We start from the raw sequence: 19,170 nt of genomic DNA, 5'->3' as shown, positions 1-19,170 counted from the left end.
GCGGCGGACCTCCCGGCGCCCCGTGCGGGCCCCGCACGGGGCCGGGGGTCAGCGGCCGCGCCGGAGTCGGCCCCGGGGCACGGTGAAGTAGCCGGGACGCTGCGGCCCGCCGGCGCCGGAACGGCCCAGGCGCAGGATCCGCCCGTGCTCGGCCCGCGCGGCCCGGACCGCCCCGGCGGCGGCCGGATCGTCCGCGTACTGGGTGAAGGAGCTGTTGAACATGGTCGGGCTCGGCTCCGCGACCGGCGTCCGGCCCGGCTCGTCCCAGGTCAGGCGCGCGCCCAGGGCGAACAGCGCGGGCTGCTCCCGCGGCGACCCGTCCGGGTGGCGGCCGCCGTCGCGGTAGTACGCCAGCGCGGCGGCGACCGAGCCGGGCGGGTGCGGCAGCCGCGGGTCGGCGCGGCCGTCGGCCCCCCAGTCGGCGACGGCGGCCGCGTCGATCCGGCGCAGCAGCTCCGGCGGGTCCAGCGGGGTGGCGAAGTAGGCGGTCGCGGCGAGCTGGCAGACCAGCTCCAGGCGGTGGCCCGGGTCGAGCCCGAGCTCCGGGACGATCCGGCGGTCGTCCACCTGGGCGACGACGAAGGTGATCCCGTCGACCGCGCCGAGCCGTTCGACCAGTCCCTCGACCAGGGCGCGTTCGGCGGCCCGGGCGGCCTCCGCCGCGGGGGTGCGGGTGCGCGCGAGCACCCGCCGGTACGGGGGTGGGCGGCGGATCGTCGCGTCCGCGACCCGGCCCGGGACGGAGAGCAGCGTCCCGAGCAGGAACTCCGCCGTGGTCGTCCGGTCGCCCGTCATCGTCCCGCCGCCCCTCGTTCCGGTCCCCGGGCAGGCTCCGGCCTCCCCGGGGACCACGGTGGCCCGTGCGGCGGCGGATGCGCAAGGGCCGTCGGCACACCGGTCCACCGTGGGCGCAGGCGGGACGTCCGGGCTCAGGCGGGACGCTGCAGCACCATCAGCGAGCGGTCGGTCAGCCAGAGCACGTCCCCCGCCTTGACCACCGGGCCCGCGCCCGGCGCCGGCAGCCGGGGCTGCGCGGTGTCCACCACGACCTGCCACTCCTGCCCGTGCCCGGCCGGCACGGTGAACCCCAGTGGCTCGAAGTGCGCGTTGAACATCAGCAGGAAGGAGTCGTCGACGATCCTCCCGCCGCGCCGGTCCGGCTCCGAGATGGCGTAGCCGTTGAGGAAGACGGTGAGGGACTTGGCGTAGCTGGCACCCCAGTTGCGCTTGGTCATCTCCTCCCCGGCGGGCGTGAACCAGGCGATGTCGGTGAGGTCCTCGTAGGCGCCGGCCCCGCCGTCCTCCCCGGTGTGCCGCCCCGGGACCGGGCGGCCGTGGAAGAAGCGGCGGCGCCGGAACACCGGGTGGTCGCGGCGCAGCCAGACCATGCCCTGGGTGAACTCCAGCAGCCGGGCGTCCGGCCCGTCGCCGGCCGGCCAGTGCACCCAGCTGAGCGGGTTGTCCTGGCAGTAGGTGTTGTTGTTGCCGTGCTGGGTGCGGCCGAACTCGTCGCCGTGGGCGAGCATCGGCACGCCCTGGGAGAGCATCAGGGTGGCGAGGAAGTTGCGCTGCTGGCGCGCTCGCAGCTCCTCGATGCCCGGGTCCTCGCTGGGGCCCTCGACGCCGCAGTTCCAGGAGCGGTTGAAGGACTCGCCGTCCCGGTTGTTCTCGCCGTTGGCGTCGTTGTGCTTGTCGTTGTAGGAGACCAGGTCGCGCAGGGTGAAGCCGTCGTGGCAGGTGACGAAGTTGATCGAGGCGATCGGGCGGCGGCCGTCGTCCTGGTAGAGGTCGGAGGAGCCGGTGAGCCGGGAGCCGAACTCGGCGAGGGTGGCGTTCTCGCCGCGCCACAGGTCGCGGACGGTGTCCCGGTACATGCCGTTCCACTCGGTCCACAGCGGCGGGAAGTTGCCGACCTGGTAGCCGCCCTCGCCGAGGTCCCAGGGTTCGGCGATCAGCTTGGCCTGGGACACCACCGGGTCCTGCTGGACCAGGTCGAAGAACGAGGACAGCCGGTCCACCTCGTGGAACTGCCGGGCCAGGGTGGCGGCGAGGTCGAAGCGGAAGCCGTCGACGTGCATCTCGGTGACCCAGTACCGCAGCGAGTCCATGATCAGCTGGAGCACGTGCGGACTGCGCATCAGCAGGCTGTTGCCGGTGCCGGTGGTGTCCTCGTAGAACCGCTGGTCCCGGGCGAGGCGGTAGTAGGAGACGTTGTCGAGGCCGCGCATGGAGAGCGTCGGGCCCAGGTGGTTGCCCTCGGCGGTGTGGTTGTAGACCACGTCGAGGATGACCTCGATGCCGGCCGCGTGCAGGGCCTTCACCATCGACTTGAACTCCTGCACCTGCTGGCCCCGGTCGCCGGTGGAGGAGTAGGAGGAGTGCGGGGCGAAGAAGCCGATGGTGTTGTAGCCCCAGTAGTTGGCCAGCCCGAGGTCCCGCAGCCGGTGGTCGCGGACGAACTGGTGCACCGGCATCAGTTCGATCGCGGTGACGCCGAGCTTGGCGAGATGCTCGATCACGGCCGGGTGGGCGACGCCCGCGTAGGTGCCGCGGATCTCCTCGGGGATCCCCGGGTGCAGCTTGGTCAGGCCCTTCACATGGGCCTCGTAGAGCACCGTGCGGTGGTAGTCGGTGCGGGGCGGCCGGTCGGTGCCCCAGTCGAAGTAGGGGTTGATCACCACCGAGTGCATGGTGTGCGGGGCCGAGTCGAGGTCGTTGCGGCGCTCGGGGGCGCCGAAGTGGTAGCCGTAGACCGACTCGTCCCAGTCGATGGTCCCGCTCATCGCCTTGGCGTACGGGTCCAGCAGCAGCTTGGCGCTGTTGTGCCGCTGGCCGAGGCCGGGGTTGTAGGGGCCGTGGACGCGGAATCCGTAGCGCTGGCCCGGCTGGACGCCGGGGAGGTAGGCGTGCCGGACGAAGGCGTCGGTCTCGCGCAGTTCGACGGAGGACTCCGAACCGTCCTCGTCGAGCAGGCAGAGCTCGATCCGGTCGGCGCTCTCCGAGAACACGGCGAAGTTGGTGCCGGCCCCGTCGTAGGTGGCACCGAGGGGGTAGGAGGTCCCTGGCCAGACCTGCATGGTTCCTCGACTTCCTTGCGTAGAGGGAGAACTGACGTGGAGTCCGACGGTCGGGCCCGGACCTCGGAGGCACTCTCTTCCCGGCCTTGCGGCCGGGCATGCGCCGCTCGGGCACCGTGACCCACGGCACACGGCGGCACAGTCCGCATACTCCCCGACGCTCACCCCGACGGCGGGGCCATTTGTGCCGTATTCGCCCGAACGGGTGTCCGCGCGCGTCGTGGCGGCCCGGCGCGGGGGCCTCGCGGGGACGCGGCGGGGTCGTCGCGGGGTCGTCGCGGCTCTTCCGTGGTGAGCGGGGCGGGTGAGACGGTTGGGGTGTCCCGGCGGCCCGGCCGCCGCCGTGCTCCAACCGGCTGCGGGCGGTTCACGGCGGGCAGTACCCTTGATCGTCCGGCCGTTCGGGACTCATGGCGATCCATCAGGCGAACCGTCGGCGAACCGACGGTGCGTCGGCGGTGCGGCCCACCGGTCGACCGGCCGGACGGCAGACAGGCAGACAGCTCCGAGCGGCCCCGGCCGGCTCACGACAGGAACCAGGTGAGGTGCGCATGGTGTTCCCCGCCGGCGGTCGTGGCGGTGGGCCCGGCGGCCCCGACCGGGGCGGCGCCCGCAGCGAGGCGCCGACGGTGGTCATGCGACCCGCCCTCACCGGCGGACGCTCCCTCGTCCCCGCGCAGGGCGGGCCGGTCGAGGTGCCCGCACTCGCCTGGTCCGGCACCGAGTGGGAGGACGCCTACCAGCGGGTCCGGCTCTCCGGCCGCGCCTACGTCTGGCTCAACCTGGTCGAGCAGCGGCTCCGCTCCCTCGTCGACGAGGTGCTGCACCCGATCTACGCGCCCGCCCACGGCGAGGACTGGGTCACCGCCGCGGCCGGGCCGGCCGGCGAGGAATGGGCCCACCGGGCCGGCGCCGTCCGCGAGGTCAGCCGCCGCAAGGGCTACCTGCTCGACCCGGCCGACGACGACCCGCTGGTCTTCCTGACCCTGCCGCAGCTGCGCGAGCTGATGGTCCAGCACTGGCCCTGCTTCGAGCCCTACCTGGCCGACCGGCGGGAGATCGAGCTCGCGCTCGACGAGCTGGAGGTCACCCGGCACGTCGTCTCCCGCAACCGCGTCCTCACCCCGACCGTCCTCGCCCAGGCCGAACGGGCCGCCGCCCGGCTGCTCGCCCTGCTCGACGGCGGTACCGGGGCCGTGCCCGCGGACGTGGTCGAGTCCCTCGTCGCCGGCCGCTACGCCGACGTCGTCGCCGTCCACCCCGACCGGGTCCGGCTCCAGCGCGACCTGCCGGTCGAGGACCTCCTCGACGGCGCCCGGCGGCTGGACGCGCTCGGCATCGGCCTCGGCATGCTCTGCCAGAACTACACCGGCAAGCGGCTGGTCCGGCTCGCCACCGAGGGGTGCCGGGTCCGGCTGCTGTTCCTCAACCCGGCCAGCAGCGCCGTCCGCCGCCGCGAGCGCGAACTCGGACTCGGCCGCGGCGAGCTGGGCCGCTCGATCCAGATGAACATCCTGCACGTCCGCCGGGTCCGCGCCGCGCTGCGCGACCAGGGCGGCTTCGAGATCCGGGTGTTCGACGAGACCCCGAGGTTCACCGCCTACCTGGTCGAGGGCACGCCGGCCGGGGCGACGGCCCCCGGCGGGCGGCGGCAGACCCGCGACCTCGGCGTCGTCCAGCCGTACCTGCGCCGCGCCCGGGGCATGGAATCGCCCGCCCTGGTGCTGCGCGGCGGCGCCGGGCAGGAGCCGGGCGGCACCGACGCCGGACTGCTGGAGGTCTACCGCGAGGAGTTCGAGGGCATCTGGGCGGACTCCCGCCCGGTGTCCTGAGCCCGCCCCTCCCGGGCGCCGTCCCGGGGCCCCTCCCGCGTCCCCCTTCCGGTCGGTGAGCGGAGGCGGGCCGCGGCGGGCGTTGCTAGCGTCGATTCCATGATCAGCGGCCCGGTCCAGGGCCCGCCCGCGCTCATGAACCCGCCGCTCCGGAAGGCCCGCAGTTGACCAGTCAGCACACGACCGAGCCGGACGCCCCCGCCGCCTCGCGCCGCGCCTTCGTCCGCACCGCCCTCGGCGCCGGAGCCGCCGGAGCCCTCGCCCTCGGCACCGCCGGCCCCGCCCCGGCCGCCCCCGCCGCCACCACCGGGCGGATCCCCTTCCACGGCGTCCACCAGGCCGGCATCCTCAACCCGCCCCCCGGCTACGGCACCTTCCTCGCCCTCGACGTCCACGTCACCGACCGGGCCGCACTCGCCACCCTGCTGCGCACCCTCACCGACCGGATCCGCTTCCTCACCGACGGCGGCACCCCGCCCGACCTCGGCCCCGGCGCCGCGCCCTCCGACAGCGGCACCCTCGGTCCGGCCGCCCTGCCCACCGACGACCTCACCGTCACCGTCGGCGTCGGCGCCTCCCTCTTCGACGCCCGCTACGGCCTCGCCGACGCCCGCCCCGCCGGGCTCACCGCCATGCGCGCCTTCCCCAACGACGGCCTGCGCCCCGCCGAGTGCCACGGCGACCTCTCCCTCCAGGTCTGCGCCACCAGCCGGGACACCGTCCAGCACGCGATCCGCGACCTGCTCCGCGCCACCAGCCGCTCGCTCAGCCCCCGCTGGCAGCTCGACGGCTACCAGAACCGCGCCCGTCCCACCGGCGCGGCCCGCAACCTGCTCGGCTTCAAGGACGGCATCCAGAACCCCGACACCGGCTCCGCCCCGCAGATGGACGCCCTGGTCTGGGTGGGCGCCGACGCCGGCGGCCCGGACTGGGCCGTCGGCGGCACCTACCAGGTGATCCGCGCCATCCGCACCCTGGTCGTCCCCTGGGACGGACTGCCCCTGCGCGACCAGGAGCGGATCATCGGCCGCCGCAAGTCCGACGGCGCCCCGCTCGGCCGCGCCAAGGAGGGCGACACTCCCGACTACACCCAGGACCCGAACGGCGCCGTGATCGCCCTGGACTCCCACATCCGGCTCGCCAACCCCCGCACCGACGCCACCCGCGCCGACCGCATCCTGCGCCGCGCCTTCAACTACGACCGCGGCCTCGACGCGGGCGGCGTCCCCGAGCTGGGCCTCGCCTTCTGCTGCTACCAGCGCGACATCGCCCGCCAGTTCGAGACCGTCCAGACCCGCCTGATCGACGAACCCCTCGCCCGCTTCCTCCGCCCCACCGGCGGCGGCTACTTCTACGTCCTCCCCGGCGCCCAGGACCCCACCGACTGGCTCGGCCGGACCCTGCTCGGCTAGGGCGTGGCGCGCGGGCGGGGGCACGCCGGGCCCGGTTCGGAAGTCGCTTGTCCGCATGGGGTTCTATCTCCGCAACAGGATTGGCGTCCTCCCGTGGCGCGGGCCGAGTGCCGCTGTGCAAGCTGGCCACGTTGCGCAGCGGCATCAGGACCGCCGGACCGGCGGTCCCCGCTCCGCGTTCGGGGGATTCCCATGCGTGTACGCAAGACCCTCCTCGGCCTGTCCGCCGCCTCGCTCACGGCCGTGCTGTGCGCCGTGGCGGCCCCGGGCGTCGCGTCCGCGCAGGCGGCCCCGCCCGCCTCCGCGCTCACCCTGGGCGGAGCGGTCGCCGACACCCACGCCGACGGTCCGCAGCGCTCGGTCGGTGCGCGGCAGGCCGTCACCGGTAGCTACATCCGGATCAACAGCCTCTATTCGGTGACGCCGGGCCAGTGTCTGGACGCCGACGCCAACAACGGCGGCAACGGGACCAAGGTGCAGACCTGGGGGTGCAACGGGTCCACCCAGCAGGAGTGGATCTCGTGGAGCGACTACAGCATCGAGAGCGTGCGGTTCCCGGGCATGTGCCTGGACGCGGACACCAACGGCAACGGCGGCAACGGGACCCGGGTCCAGCTGTGGCAGTGCAACGGCTCCACGCAGCAGAAGTGGTTCGTGCGGGCCAATGACGTCGCGATCTACAACACGCGGTACAACAACGGGTACAACACCGTGCTGGACCGGGACACGAACGTGTCCGGCAACGGCGCCCAGGCGCAGCTGTGGCAGAAGAACTTCCAGTCGCAGCAGTGGTGGAGGATCGTCGGCGCGTAGTACCGATCACCGGACGGCCGGTCACCGCGTGCGGCGGCCGGTCCTCCGGGCGGACGACGGCTGGGGACCCCGCGCCCTCGGCCCGCCGGTCACGGCGGGCCGAGGGCGCGTCCGCGTCCGCGGCGGGTCCGCTGCCGGGGCCGCCCGCGATCGGTCCGCCGGCGGGTGCCGCGGGGCTCCGGCGGCCGGACGTGCGGGCCCCAGCGGCCGGATTGTCGGAGGGGCGGGTGATGATAGGGGCTGTTCGAGTGGAGGACGGAAGGACACATTCCTATGAGCTGGTGGCAGCGGCCACTGGTCGGCTTCGACCTGGAGACCACGGGTACCGACCCGGCCGTGGACCGGATCGTCACGGCCGCCCTCGTGGACACCGTCGGGGACCGCCGGCTGGATGCCACCGGGTGGCTGCTCGACCCGGGGGTGCCGATCCCCGCCGAGGCGGCGGCGATCCACGGGATCGGGGACGACCTGGCGCGGGCCAAGGGCCGGCCCGCCAAGGAGGCGGTGGACGAGATAGCCGCCGCGCTGTGCGGGCGGCTCGCCGAGGGGCGGGCGGTGGTGGCCTTCAACGCCCCGTTCGACCTGTCGATGCTCGACGCCGAGCTGCGCCGGCACGGGCTGCCGACGCTGGCCGAGCGGCTCGGCGGGCCGGTCGTGCCGGTGCTCGACGCCCTGGTGATCGACCGCGCGGTGGACAAGTACCGCAAGGGCTCGCGGACCCTGCAGCGGGTCTGCGAGGTGTACGGCGTCGAGCTGACCGACGCCCACGAGGCGGGCAGCGACGCCCTCGCCGCCGTCCGGGTCGCGGTCGCCCTCGCCGAGCGCTACCCCGACCAGGTCGGGGTCGTCCCGGTGGCCGAGCTCCACGCCCGCCAGGTCGACTGGCACCGGGCCTGGGCCGAGGACCTCCAGGCGTGGCTGCGCCGCGGCAAGGACCCGGAGGCGGTCATAGACCCCCGTTGGCCCCTGCGCTGATCCCGGTTCCGAGCAGCCGGGCCTTGGCGGCGGCGAACTCGGCCGCGTCGAGGGCGCCCTCGCGGTGCAGGGCGGTGAGGCGTTCGAGGGCGAGGACGAACTCGGGCGTCGAGGGGGCCGCGTCGGCGGGTGGATCGGCGAGTGGATCGGCGGGGGAGCCGGTGGGCGACGGGGGCGCCGACCGGTGGGCGTGCCATCGGCGGGCGCCGCGGCGGTCCAGGGCGGCGGTGAGCAGGGCGAGCGGGAGGACGGGCGCGAGCAGCCAGGGGCGCGGGGTGCCGTCGGCGAGGGCCGCGCCGAGCAGGCCGAGGGCGAGGCAACCGGCCAGGACGCCCCGGTCGGAGGTGGCCGAGGGTTCGGTGGTGGGGGCGTCGCCGTGGGCGGTGGTGGCGGCGGCCACCAGGGCCAGCAGCCAGAGCGGGATGCCCGCGGTCAGGCAGGCCGCCACGGACAGCGACCCGCAGGAGTGCTCGGGGCCGCACGCGCCGGTGGCGTAGGCGCGGACGAAGCCGGTGGCGACGAGCCAGCCCGCGGCGGCGGTGAAGGGTGCGATCACCAGGAGTCCGACGACCCGTCCGCGGCCGAGGCGGGGACCGGGGGCGGGGCGGCTGTCGATGGCCATGGCTCGGAGTCTAGGGCGTGCCGGTGAACCGGTGAACACATGAACCGGTGAACGGTGAAAGGGAGTTCGGGCGGCCGCCGGAACGGCCGCCCGGCGCGCGGTCAGAACGGGTACCAGCGCACCTCGGTGGCGCCGGTCCGCAGCGAGTCCACCCGGCGCCGGAACTCGGCCAGCGCCGCCGGGTTGCCCGGGGCCTGCTGGGCGACCCAGGAGGCGCTGGCGGTCTCCCTGGCCCCGCGCAGCACCGCGAAGCCGGGCCACTCGCGCACGTCCCAGCCGTACGCCCCGGTGAACTCCCGGTAGTCCGCGTCCGGCACGCCGTACCGGTCGTGGCTGAGCGCGAGCACCACCAGGTCGTGCTCCCGCAGGTCGTTCGCGACGAACTCCAGGTCGAGCAGGACGGGCCCGTCCGGGCCGACGTGGACGTTGCGCGGCAGCGCGTCGCCGTGGATCACCCCGGTCGGCAGGTGCGGGGCGAGCCCGGCCGCCGCGGCGGCGAAGGAGTCCCGGCGGTCGCGCAGGAAGTCGACGTCGGCCGGGTCGACGTGGCCCTCGGCGGAGGCGAGCCAGCGTTCGACGGGGGCGAGCAGGTCGCGGCGGCCGAGGGCGAACGGCGGGTCGGGCAGCCGGTGCAGGGCGTGCAGCAGCGGGGCGAGGTCGACCGGGCGGGCGGGCCGCTCGGCGGGGGCGAGCCGGTGCCAGAAGGTGACCGGGTGGCCGTCGGCGAGCCGGGGTCCGGCGGCCACCGCGTCGTGGGGGCGGACCACCGGGACGTCGTGGCCGGCCAGCCAGTCGGCGACGGCGAGTTCGCGGCGGGCCCGGTCGTGGAGTTCGGGCGCGCGGCCGACCTTGGCGACCACGGCCAGGTCGCCGAGGTCGAAGACGGCGTTCTCGCCGAGGGCGAGCAGCCGGGCGCCGGCGGGGTCGGGCAGGCCGGCGGACTCGCAGGCACGGGCGAGCAGCAGCCGCGCCCGCCCCTCGTCGAAGGTGAGCATGAGGGTGTCGGTTTCCTTCGTGACAGCCGGGTGAGGGTGGGCGATCATTCTGGCAAACGGGTGCCGGGCCCCGCGCGACGCGGGGCCCGGCGGTTGTCCGGGGTCTGCGGGCCCGGGGGCCCGGCGGTTGTCCGGGGTCTGCGGGCCCGGGGGCCCGGGGGCCCGTGGGGAAGGCTCAGACCCCGATCCGGCGGTGCCGGGTCTGGGGGACGGGCGGCGCGGCCGGGGCGGTGGCGGGGGCGAGCGGGGCGCCGGTGCCGAGCGGCGGGACGGTCTCGCCGTGGGAGAGGTCGGGCAGCCAGGCGAGCCAGCGCGGCAGGTACCAGTTGCGCTCGTCGAGCAGGGTCATCACCGAGGGCAGCAGCACCGCGCGGATGATCGTCGCGTCGATCAGCACCGCGACCGCGAGGCCGACGCCCATCTGCTTCATGGCCTGCATGGAGAGGGTGCCGAAGACCGCGAAGACCGCCACCATGATCACGGCCGCGCTGGTGACCACCCCGGCCGTGGAGCGGATGCCGTGGGCGATCGCGGCCCGGGTGGGCAGGCCCCGGTCGCGGCCCTCCTTGATCCGGGAGACCACGAACACGTGGTAGTCCATCGAGAGGCCGAAGAGGATCACGAAGAGGAACAGCGGCACCCAGGTCTCCACGGCGCCGACCCCCGCGGTGCCGAGCAGCGAGGCCCCGACCCCGTGCTGGAAGACCAGGGTCAGCACCCCGTACGCGGCGCCGACCGAGAGCAGATTGAGCACCACGGCGGTGCCGGCGACGGCCAGCGAGCGGAAGGAGGTGAGCATCAGCAGGAAGGCGAAGGCCACCACGAAGCCGAAGACCACCGGCATCGAACCGGTCATCTTGGCGTTGAAGTCGTACGAGCCGGCGGTGCGGCCGGTGACCGGGGCCTCGGTGCCGGGCACCGCGAGCACGGTGGCGGGCACCAGTTCCTCGCGCAGGGTGCGCAGGGCGGCGTTGCTGACCGCGTCGTTGCCGCTGCCGTTGAGCGGGATGTCGACGGTGGCGACGTTCTGCTCGGGGTGGACGGTGACGTCGACCGGTCCGTGCATCCGGTCGGAGGCCAGGGCCCGGGCCTTGAGGTCGGCGATCGCGGCGGTCATCGCGGGGGAGTCGATGTCGGTGGCCCTGATCACCACGGAGGCGGGCGCGGGGCTGCCCGGGAAGGCGGCCTCGATCTTCTGCGAGACGGCGACCAGCTCGTTGCCCTTCGGCAGTTGCTGCTGGAAGGTGAGGTTCGCGGTGTGCATGGTGAGCAGCGGAGCGGCGAGGCCGATCAGGACGGCGCCGGACAGGGCGGCGGCGGCCAGCGGGCGGCGCAGCACCGGGGTGAGCACGGCGTTCCAGAACCGGCCGCCGGTGGTGACGGCGTCGGGGCGGCGGAGCCGGCGCAGGAAGGGCAGCCGGCCCTTGTCGACCCGGTCGCCGAGCATCGAGAGCAGCGCGGGCAGCACGGTGAGCGAGCCGAGCACGGCGGTGACGACGACCACGATGGTGGCGTAGGCCATGGCCCTGAACTCGGCGATGCCGGTGAGGAACATGCCGGCCATGGCGATCACCACGGTGACGCCGGAGACCAGCACGGCCCGGCCGCTGGTGGCGGCGGCGATCCGCAGCGAGGTGTCGAGGTCGCGTCCGGCGGCCCGCTCCTCGCGTTCGCGGCGCAGGTAGAAGAGGCAGTAGTCGACGCCGACGGCGAGGCCGACCAGCAGCATCACCGAACTGGCGCTGTTGCTGGTGTGCAGGAGTCCGCTGCTGAGGGCGACGAGCCCGCCGGCCGCGATGAACGCGGTGAGCGCGAGCACCACCGGCAGGACGGCGGCGACCAGGGCGCCGAAGGCGACCAGCAGGATGCCGAGGGCGAGCGGGACGGCGGTCCACTCGGCGCGGGCGAAGTCGTCGGCGAACTGCTCGTCCATCCACTTGCCGGAGCTGGCGTCGCCGAGTTCGACCACGGTGAGGTCGGGGTGCCGCTTCTGGACGGCGGCGACGGCGTCGACCACGGCGCCGACGTTGGCGGTGGCCTCGTCGTGGTCGCCCCGCACGGTGAGCTGGACGAGCGCGGAGCGGCCGTCGGCGGAGACGGCCCTGGTGTCGTAGGGGGAGCGGACGTCGGTGGCCCTGCCGGTGCTGTCGACCGCGGCGATCACCTGGTCGACGACGGCGCGGAAGGCGGGGCTGTCGGCGGTCCGGTCGGTGCTCTGGATCAGCACGGTCTCGGTGGAGGGCGACTTGAGTCCGGCCCGGTCGAGGATCTCGGCGGCCCGGGAGACCTGGCCGGGCATCGCCTCGGACTCGTCGACCTGGGTGCTGCCGTGGAGGCCGCCGAGGAAGGTGGCGAGGACGACGAACAGCAGCCAGCCGAAGACGGCGGCCTTTCTGTGCCGGGCGCTCCAGGCGCCCATGGCGGCGGCCATGCCGGGCTTGGTCTTCACGGTTCCCCCAGGAAGAGCGGCCGGCGCCGGTGGCGGGGCGCGGGCCGGGTGTACGGCGGTGGTAGGCCGCCGGAGTCGGGCGCCGGGGTGCGTTGCGGCGCCGTGATCGACAGTAGGGAAGCGGGCGTTGACGGGGTATCCGGCTGGCGGGGGAGCGTGCCCTATGGTCTTCCTGGGGGGTGGGGTGGGGTTTTCCCTACCCGGGAACCCTGATATCTCCTCCTGGGGTCAGGGGAGGAAGCTCCACCCTGAGGGGGAGTCGTCTCCACCCCGAGTACGAGGTCAAAGCACTCGTCCGCACGCGAAAATGGTGCGGGGCCGCTTCGCGGCGTCCCCGAGGGGGTCGGACTGCGGCAACGGGGTCACGGGGAAAACTGCTTGCCGGTCGGCTAGCAAGTGACCGTAGGATGAGTCCCTCCGAGTACTTACCTGCCGACCGGCTAGACCTGTGCCCCGCACGGGTCGGGCCGATCCGATCCGTCGCCCGACGTCCCGTCCCCCAAGGGCTGCGGTGAACCATGCCCAGGAGGCATCACGAGCATGTTCCACCGACTAGGACATTTTGTCGTCCGTCGCGCCTGGTGGGTGATCGCGGCGTGGGTCGTCGCGATGATCGCCATCGCCGTTTCGGCCCCGAAGATCACGGCCCAGACCGACGAGGCCGCGTTCCTCCCGAAGCACTACGAGTCCATCCAGGCCGCGCAGTTGCAGGAGAAGGCGTTCCCGTCGAGCTTCACGCCCTCCGCGCTCGCGCTGTTCGAGCGCAACGACGGCGCTCCGCTGACGGCCGCCGACAAGGCCGCCGTGGCCAAGATCGTCCAGGGCCTGACCGACAAGAAGATCGAGCACGTCGAGCAGATCGTCCCGGTCAGCGACCAGACGACCTCCAAGGACGGCAAGTACGCGCTGGCGCCGATCGCCATCGACAAGACCACCCAGAACTCGGAGAAGTTCGGCGAGGTCGCCAAGAAGGTGCGTGACGAGGGCAAGGCGCTCGCCCAGGGCACCGATCTGAAGTACCAGCTCGGCGGCCAGGCGGCCCAGCAGCTGGACCAGCAGGAGTCCTCCGGCGCGGCCGACGCCGTCATCGGCATCAGCAGTGTCGTCCTGGTCGCGATCATCGTCGGTCTGATCTTCCGCAGCGTGCTGGCCGGCCTCCTGCCGGTGCTGCTCTCGCTGATGATCGCCATGCCGACCGCGAACGGCCTGATCGCCTACGCCACCAAGGCGTTCGACCTGAAGTCCACCCCGGTGCTGTCGGCGATCCTCATCGTCGTCGTGCTCGGTGTCGGCACCGACTACTTCCTGTTCCTCGCCTTCCGCTACCGCGAGCGGCTGCGGGCGGGCGACACCCGGCAGGAAGCCGTGGTCAACGCCGTCTCCCGGGTCGGCGAGGCGATCGCCTCCGCGGCCGGTGCGGTCACCGTCGCCTTCGCGGTGCTGATCCTCTCCAGCCTCGGCATGTTCAAGGCGCTCGGCCCGGCGCTGGCCATCGCGGTCGTCGTCACCGCCTTCGCCTCGCTCACCCTGGCCCCGGCCGTGCTCACGGTCATCCCGGCCCGCGGGGTGTTCTGGCCCGGCAAGAAGTGGATGCGCGAGCCGAGCGACGCCCGGTTCGCCGCGCTCGGCCGCGTGGTCGAGCGGAAGCCGGCCCTGGTGGCCGTCGCCTCCGGCGGTGTGCTGCTGGCCCTGACCGCCGGCGCCCTCGGTTACAACGGCACCTTCGACCTCGCCGGCAGCTCCATGCCCAAGACCGCGGAGTCGATGGTCGTCCAGGACAAGCTGGTCAACGGCTTCTCCGCCGGTGCCGCGGACCCGACCCACGTCTACCTGACGGCGGACGGCGGCGCGAAGCTCGACCAGGGCGCGTTCGCCGGCTACGCCGCCAAGCTCGGCGCCGTCCCCGGCGTCTCCGACGCGCCCGCGACGCCGCAGCTCAGCAAGGACGGCGCGACGGCGGACTTCACCGTGCTGCTCAAGCACGAGCCGTCCAGCAACGACGCGATCGACACCGTCACCGAGCTGCGCGAGGTCGCCCACGCCCAGGCGCCGTCCGGTACCGACGCCAAGGTCGGCGGTATCACCGCGATCTACAAGGACATCAACCTGGCGATGTCCCACGACTACAAGCTGGTGTTCCCGATCGCGGGTCTGCTGATCCTGCTGATCCTGGCCCTCCAGCTGCGCAGCGTGGTCGCCCCCTGGTACCTGATGGCCTCGGTGGGCCTCGGCTTCACCGCGACCCTCGGCTCCTCGACCCTGCTGTTCCAGAACATCAAGGGCGAGCACGGCATGATGTTCATGCTGCCGATCCTGATCTACCTCTTCGTGGTCGCGATCGGTACCGACTACAACATCCTGATCATCGCCCGTCTGCGCGAGGAGGCCCGGGCGGGCCGCAGCCCGCGCGAGGCGGCCCGCGAGGCGGTGCGCCACGGCGGCCCGACCGTCGCGGCGGCCGGCTTCATCCTGGCGGTGTCGTTCGCGACCTTCATGCTCGCGGGCAACATCTTCATGCTGGAGTTCGGCTTCGGCATGGCCTTCGGCATCGCGCTGGCGGCCTTCGTGATGGCGATGTTCTTCACCCCGGCGCTCACCGCGCTGGTCGGCAAGGCCGCCTGGTGGCCGGGCCACGGTGGCGACGTCACTCCGGGCCACGGCGACGCGGCCGTGCCGCCGGCGGGCGCGCCCAGCGCCCACGGTCTGCCGGAGTCGGCGGGACGGCGCTGACCGCCCGTTCCGACCGGTAGCGACACGGACGGCGCCCGCCTCATGGCGGGCGCCGTCTGCCCGTTCCGCGGATCCGGCAAACGTGATCTGTGCGGCAGAAACTCCCCGGTCAATCGGGGTGCGGACGTGCTAGAGTCGAAGCAGTTGCAGTTTTGGTTCCCATGAACGTATGTGTGCGCCTGCTGGTTCCAACCAACAGGCGCATTTGTTTTGTCCGGTGTTTCAGCCTCCGGATGGGGATCGCGGCTACTTGGGGTCCACGAGGTGTGGGCTCCGATGCCCCAGTTAGAGGAGACGGTTATGGCTACCGGCACCGTGAAGTGGTTCAACAGCGAAAAGGGCTTCGGCTTCATCGAGCAGGAGACTGGCGGCCCGGACGTGTTCGCCCACTACTCGAACATCGCCGCTCAGGGTTTCCGTGAGCTGCTCGAGGGCCAGAAGGTCGAGTTCGACGTCACGCAGGGCCAGAAGGGCCCGCAGGCCGAGAACATCCGCGTCATCGGCTGACGTCAGCCTCCGCTGACGCGCGATTTCGCGTAGCGAGGGCCCGCACCGCACGGTGCGGGCCCTCGTTCATGCCGCCGAACGGCCGGGGCGGCGAACTCCTTTCCTACGGCCGAACCAGCCCCTCACCCGGGGCTGTCACGCTACGGACGGAGATCCCGTGACCACCCCTGCCCAGCCGCACCGCGACGGCGGTCGTTCCCGCAAGCCCCGCACCGGCGCCCCCCGCACCGGCGGCGCCCCGCGTACGGGTGCCCCGCGCACCGGTGCCTCCTCCCGGCCGCCGCGCCGGAGCGCCCCCCGGGCCGCCGAGCCCGCCGACTTCACCGTGGTCGAGGGCACCCCGGCCCGTCCGCCGGTGGCGAGCTTCGCCGAGCTGGACCTGCCCAAGGCCCTGCTGAGCACGCTGACCCGTGAGGGTGTCACCGAGCCGTTCCCGATCCAGGCAGCGACCCTCCCCGACTCGATCGCCGGGCGCGACGTGCTCGGCCGGGGCCGCACCGGCTCCGGCAAGACCCTCGCCTTCGGCCTGTCGGTACTGGCGCGCACCGCCGGTCGCCGGGCCGACGCCCGCCACCCGCTGGCGCTGGTGCTGACGCCCACCCGTGAGCTGGCCCAGCAGGTCACCGAGGCCCTCACCCCGTACGCCACCGCCGTCAACCTGCGGATCGCCACCGTCGTCGGCGGCATGTCGATCACCCGGCAGGCCAACGCGGTGCGCCGCGGCGCCGAGGTCCTGGTCGCCACCCCCGGCCGACTGGACGACCTGATCGGTCGCGGCGACGTCAACCTCTCCGACGTCGCGATCACCGTGCTCGACGAGGCCGACCAGATGGCCGACATGGGCTTCCTGCCGCAGGTCACCAAGCTGCTGGAGCAGGTCGCCGAGGGCGGGCAGCGGATGCTCTTCTCCGCCACCCTGGACCGCAACGTCGACCGGCTGGTCAAGCGCTTCCTGACCGACCCGGTGACCCACTCGGTGGACCCCTCGGCCGGCGCGGTCACCACCATGGACCACCACCTGCTCCAGCTGGAGCCGGCGGACAAGGCGTCCACCACCGCCCACATCGCCTCCCGCGAGGGGCGCGTGATCATGTTCGTGCACACCAAGCACGGCGCGGACCGGCTCGCCAAGCAGCTGCTGGCCAACGGCGTGAAGGCCGCCGCCCTGCACGGCGGCAAGTCCCAGCCGCAGCGCAACCGGGTGCTCGACCAGTTCCGCGACGGCCTGGTGACGGCGCTGATCGCCACCAACGTCGCCGCCCGCGGCATCCACATCGACGGTCTCGACCTGGTCGTCAACGTCGACCCGCCGATCGACCACAAGGACTACCTGCACCGCGGCGGCCGCACCGCCCGGGCCGGCGAGTCCGGCACCGTGGTCACGCTCGTCCTGCCGGACCAGCGGCGCGAGGTCAGCCGGCTGCTGACCGTGGCCGGGATCCGTCCCACCACCACGAAGATCCGCCCGGGCGACGTCGAGCTCAGCCGGATCACCGGCGCCCGCACCCCGAGCGGCGTGCCGGTCACCGTGGCCGTGCCCGCCCCGGCGACGCCGCCGGCCCAGGGCGGTGGCGAGGGCGCCGGGAAGAACTCCTCCCCGCGCCGACGCTCCGGCAAGCGCTCCGGGCTGCCGACCGACGTCGACATGAACGGCAACCCGCGCCGGCCCCGGCCCAAGCAGCGCACCGGCGCCGCGGGCGGCGGCCAGGGCGGCGGCGCGTCGCGCCAGGCGGCCGGCTTCATCGGCCGTTCCGCCGGCCGCCCGGCGCCCGGCAGCGGCTCCAAGTCCGGCTCCAACTACGGCACCGGCCGCCAGCGCCGCAAGAGCGACTGACCCCACCCGGCTCCCGAACGGCCCGGCTCCCCTCCACGGGGGGCCGGGCCGTTCGCGTTCGTCCACGGGGCGGCTGCGGGAGGCGTGCTTGACGGCGGTCGGCCGGTGCCGGAGCGTGGGCGGCGGCCCGCTCGCGTCCATGTCAATGCCGTTGCCCCGACGCCGAGTTGGCCGTCCACGCCCTCAGCTCCGGAAGGACCTCCGATGCGCCGTACCTCCGTCCTGCTGACCGCCGCCGCCGTTCTCGGCGCCGCCGCCTCGCTCTCCGCACCCGCCACCGGGGCCACCGCGGCTCCGGCCGCGGCCGGCTGCCAGGCTTACTTCGCCCCCTCGCTCTACAGCGCCGCGGGCACCTGTTCCGGGATCGATCCGCGGCAGACCTGGGCCGTGCTCGCCACCTGCGAGTACTGGAACCCCTCGCACACCGAGCGGACCGTCCGGGGGACGTCCAGCCGCCTGATGACCGGCGACGGCACCGCGTACGCCCCGTGCGCGCTCACCGAGGACGTCGTGAACCCCTTCATCCACTACGGGGAGCTCGTCCCCAACGGCCCGGTCGGGCCGATCAGCGGCTACGCGGGCAAGTGCGTGGACGTGCGGAACGGCAGCACCGCCGACCGGACCCCGGTGCAGATCTTCGCCTGCAACGGCACCGCCGCCCAGCAGTGGAGGATCTCCGAGGACGGCACGATCCGCGCCCTCGGCAAGTGCCTGGACGTCGCCGCGGCCGGGACGGCGAACGGCACCTTCGCCCAGCTGTACACCTGCAACCGCACCGGGGCGCAGCAGTGGAAGGTGCGGGCGGACGGTTCGATCCTCAACCCGTCCTCCGGTCGCTGCCTGGACAACCTGGGCTTCTCCAGCACCGACGGCAACCAGCTCGGCATCTGGGACTGCAACGGCCTGGAGAACCAGGTCTGGCACGTCCCCGCCTGACCCCCTCCGCGGGTGCGCGGCGGTAGGCCGGTCGTTTCCGGACGGATCGTCCGGGGCCCCGGCCTGCCGTCGCTTCCGCGCGTCCGTTCGTACCGCTGCCCGTCCGTGGACGGACCGTTGGCGTGATCATCTCCCCCTGTTATTGACCGTGGGCACACATTCCCCCGAGGCTTCACGCGGCCCGCACAACCGGTACACCGTCATCACGGTTCCCGGACCGCGGGTTGACCGGTTCATCGTCTTCGGAAGGACCTCCCGATGCGTCGTACCGCCGCACTCCTCGGCACCGCAGCCCTGCTGGGCGGAGCCGCCCTGCTCGCCTCGCCCGCCACCGCCGCCCCGGCCGCGGGGAACTGTTACGCCTACACCGGCGCCTGGAACGCCTACGGCGTCTGCAACGGCAGCGACCCGCTCCAGGGCTGGTACGTCGCCGCCACCTGCCAGTCCTGGAACGCCGACCACACCGTGCCGTTCTACCGCACCGCCATCGGCGGCCTGGTGTTCGGCGACGGCACCTCGGTCGCCCCCTGCGGGATCAACGACACCCTGAGCTTCCCGCACATCGTCTACGCCGGCCGCCTCCCCACCCAGCCCGCCGGTCCGGTCGGTCCGATCACCGGCTACGCCGACAAGTGCGTGGACGTGAAGGGGGCCAGCAGCGCCGACCGCACGCCGGTGCAGATCTACGACTGCAACGGCACCAACGCCCAGCAGTGGAAGATCGCCGTGGACGGCACCGTCCGCGCCTTCAACAAGTGCCTGGACGTCACTGGCGCGGCCACGGGCAACGGCACCAAGGTCCAGCTGTACACCTGCAACGGGACCGGGGCCCAGCAGTGGCAGGTCCGCGCGGACGGCTCGATCCTCAACCCGGTCTCCGGCCGCTGCCTCGACGACCTGGGCTTCTCCACGGAGAACGGCAACCAGCTCGGCATCTGGGACTGCAACGGCGCCGCCAACCAGGTCTGGCACGTCCCCGCCTGACACG

At 73.6% G+C, this 19,170-nt stretch carries 14 protein-coding genes; 9 read left to right on the top strand and 5 right to left on the bottom strand.

Annotated features, from left to right (window positions below; all coding sequences use genetic code 11):
• Positions 1 to 48: 48 nt before the first annotated feature.
• Positions 49 to 795, bottom strand: a complete 747-nt coding sequence (locus ACIQ9P_RS01345) for a hypothetical protein (protein WP_402347809.1) — start codon at positions 793 to 795, stop codon at positions 49 to 51.
• A gap of 134 nt (positions 796 to 929) precedes the next feature.
• Positions 930 to 3,077, bottom strand: coding sequence for a glycogen debranching protein GlgX (glgX, locus tag ACIQ9P_RS01340; protein WP_402347806.1), 2,148 nt, complete (start codon positions 3,075 to 3,077; stop codon positions 930 to 932).
• A 551-nt stretch (positions 3,078 to 3,628) separates the two neighbouring features.
• Here glgX and ACIQ9P_RS01335 point away from each other — a divergent pair.
• The 4 genes from ACIQ9P_RS01335 to ACIQ9P_RS01320 all read left to right on the top strand — a co-directional run bounded on the left by ACIQ9P_RS01335 (position 3,629) and on the right by ACIQ9P_RS01320 (position 8,109).
• On the top strand, positions 3,629 to 4,909 hold the full coding sequence (locus tag ACIQ9P_RS01335) for an SAV2148 family HEPN domain-containing protein (RefSeq protein WP_402347803.1): 1,281 nt from the start codon (positions 3,629 to 3,631) through the stop codon (positions 4,907 to 4,909).
• 164 nt (positions 4,910 to 5,073) lie between these two features.
• Positions 5,074 to 6,321: a Dyp-type peroxidase gene (locus ACIQ9P_RS01330; RefSeq protein WP_402347800.1), complete on the top strand. Its 1,248-nt coding sequence runs from the start codon at positions 5,074 to 5,076 to the stop codon at positions 6,319 to 6,321.
• 192 nt (positions 6,322 to 6,513) lie between these two features.
• Positions 6,514 to 7,134, top strand: coding sequence for an RICIN domain-containing protein (locus ACIQ9P_RS01325; RefSeq protein WP_402347797.1), 621 nt, complete (start codon positions 6,514 to 6,516; stop codon positions 7,132 to 7,134).
• 273 nt (positions 7,135 to 7,407) lie between these two features.
• On the top strand, positions 7,408 to 8,109 hold the full coding sequence (locus ACIQ9P_RS01320) for an exonuclease domain-containing protein (protein ID WP_402347794.1): 702 nt from the start codon (positions 7,408 to 7,410) through the stop codon (positions 8,107 to 8,109).
• On the opposite strand, the gene ACIQ9P_RS01315 is transcribed toward ACIQ9P_RS01320, so the two are convergent.
• From ACIQ9P_RS01315 to ACIQ9P_RS01305, 3 genes are all read right to left on the bottom strand, one after another.
• Positions 8,081 to 8,731, bottom strand: a complete 651-nt coding sequence (locus ACIQ9P_RS01315; RefSeq protein ID WP_402347791.1) for a hypothetical protein — start codon at positions 8,729 to 8,731, stop codon at positions 8,081 to 8,083. The genes ACIQ9P_RS01320 and ACIQ9P_RS01315 overlap by 29 nt on opposite strands.
• A gap of 101 nt (positions 8,732 to 8,832) precedes the next feature.
• Positions 8,833 to 9,726 carry a phosphotransferase enzyme family protein gene (locus ACIQ9P_RS01310; protein ID WP_402347789.1) on the bottom strand — a complete coding sequence of 298 codons (894 nt, stop codon included), beginning with the start codon at positions 9,724 to 9,726 and terminating at the stop codon, positions 8,833 to 8,835.
• A gap of 175 nt (positions 9,727 to 9,901) precedes the next feature.
• The gene (locus ACIQ9P_RS01305) at positions 9,902 to 12,157 is read right to left on the bottom strand and encodes an MMPL family transporter (protein WP_402349797.1); all 2,256 of its coding nucleotides are present in this window, start codon (positions 12,155 to 12,157) and stop codon (positions 9,902 to 9,904) included.
• A 558-nt stretch (positions 12,158 to 12,715) separates the two neighbouring features.
• Between ACIQ9P_RS01305 and ACIQ9P_RS01300 the strand changes: the two genes are divergently transcribed.
• From ACIQ9P_RS01300 to ACIQ9P_RS01280, 5 genes are all read left to right on the top strand, one after another.
• Positions 12,716 to 14,905, top strand: a complete 2,190-nt coding sequence (locus tag ACIQ9P_RS01300) for an MMPL family transporter (RefSeq protein ID WP_402347786.1) — start codon at positions 12,716 to 12,718, stop codon at positions 14,903 to 14,905.
• Positions 14,906 to 15,205: 300 nt separating this feature from the next.
• Positions 15,206 to 15,412, top strand: coding sequence for a cold-shock protein (locus tag ACIQ9P_RS01295; protein WP_030312377.1), 207 nt, complete (start codon positions 15,206 to 15,208; stop codon positions 15,410 to 15,412).
• 157 nt (positions 15,413 to 15,569) lie between these two features.
• Positions 15,570 to 17,246: a DEAD/DEAH box helicase gene (locus tag ACIQ9P_RS01290; protein ID WP_402347783.1), complete on the top strand. Its 1,677-nt coding sequence runs from the start codon at positions 15,570 to 15,572 to the stop codon at positions 17,244 to 17,246.
• A 204-nt stretch (positions 17,247 to 17,450) separates the two neighbouring features.
• A complete protein-coding gene (locus ACIQ9P_RS01285; RefSeq protein WP_402347780.1) occupies positions 17,451 to 18,182 on the top strand; it encodes a ricin-type beta-trefoil lectin domain protein in 732 nt (243 codons plus the stop codon).
• 258 nt (positions 18,183 to 18,440) lie between these two features.
• Positions 18,441 to 19,166, top strand: a complete 726-nt coding sequence (locus ACIQ9P_RS01280) for a ricin-type beta-trefoil lectin domain protein (RefSeq protein WP_402347777.1) — start codon at positions 18,441 to 18,443, stop codon at positions 19,164 to 19,166.
• Positions 19,167 to 19,170 lie beyond the last annotated feature (4 nt).

Source organism: Kitasatospora sp. NPDC094019, from assembly GCF_044764505.1.
Taxonomy (GTDB): Bacteria; Actinomycetota; Actinomycetes; order Streptomycetales; family Streptomycetaceae; genus Kitasatospora.
The sequence above is the reverse complement of the archived record's forward strand: the minus strand, read 5'-3'. Positions and strand labels throughout refer to the sequence as shown.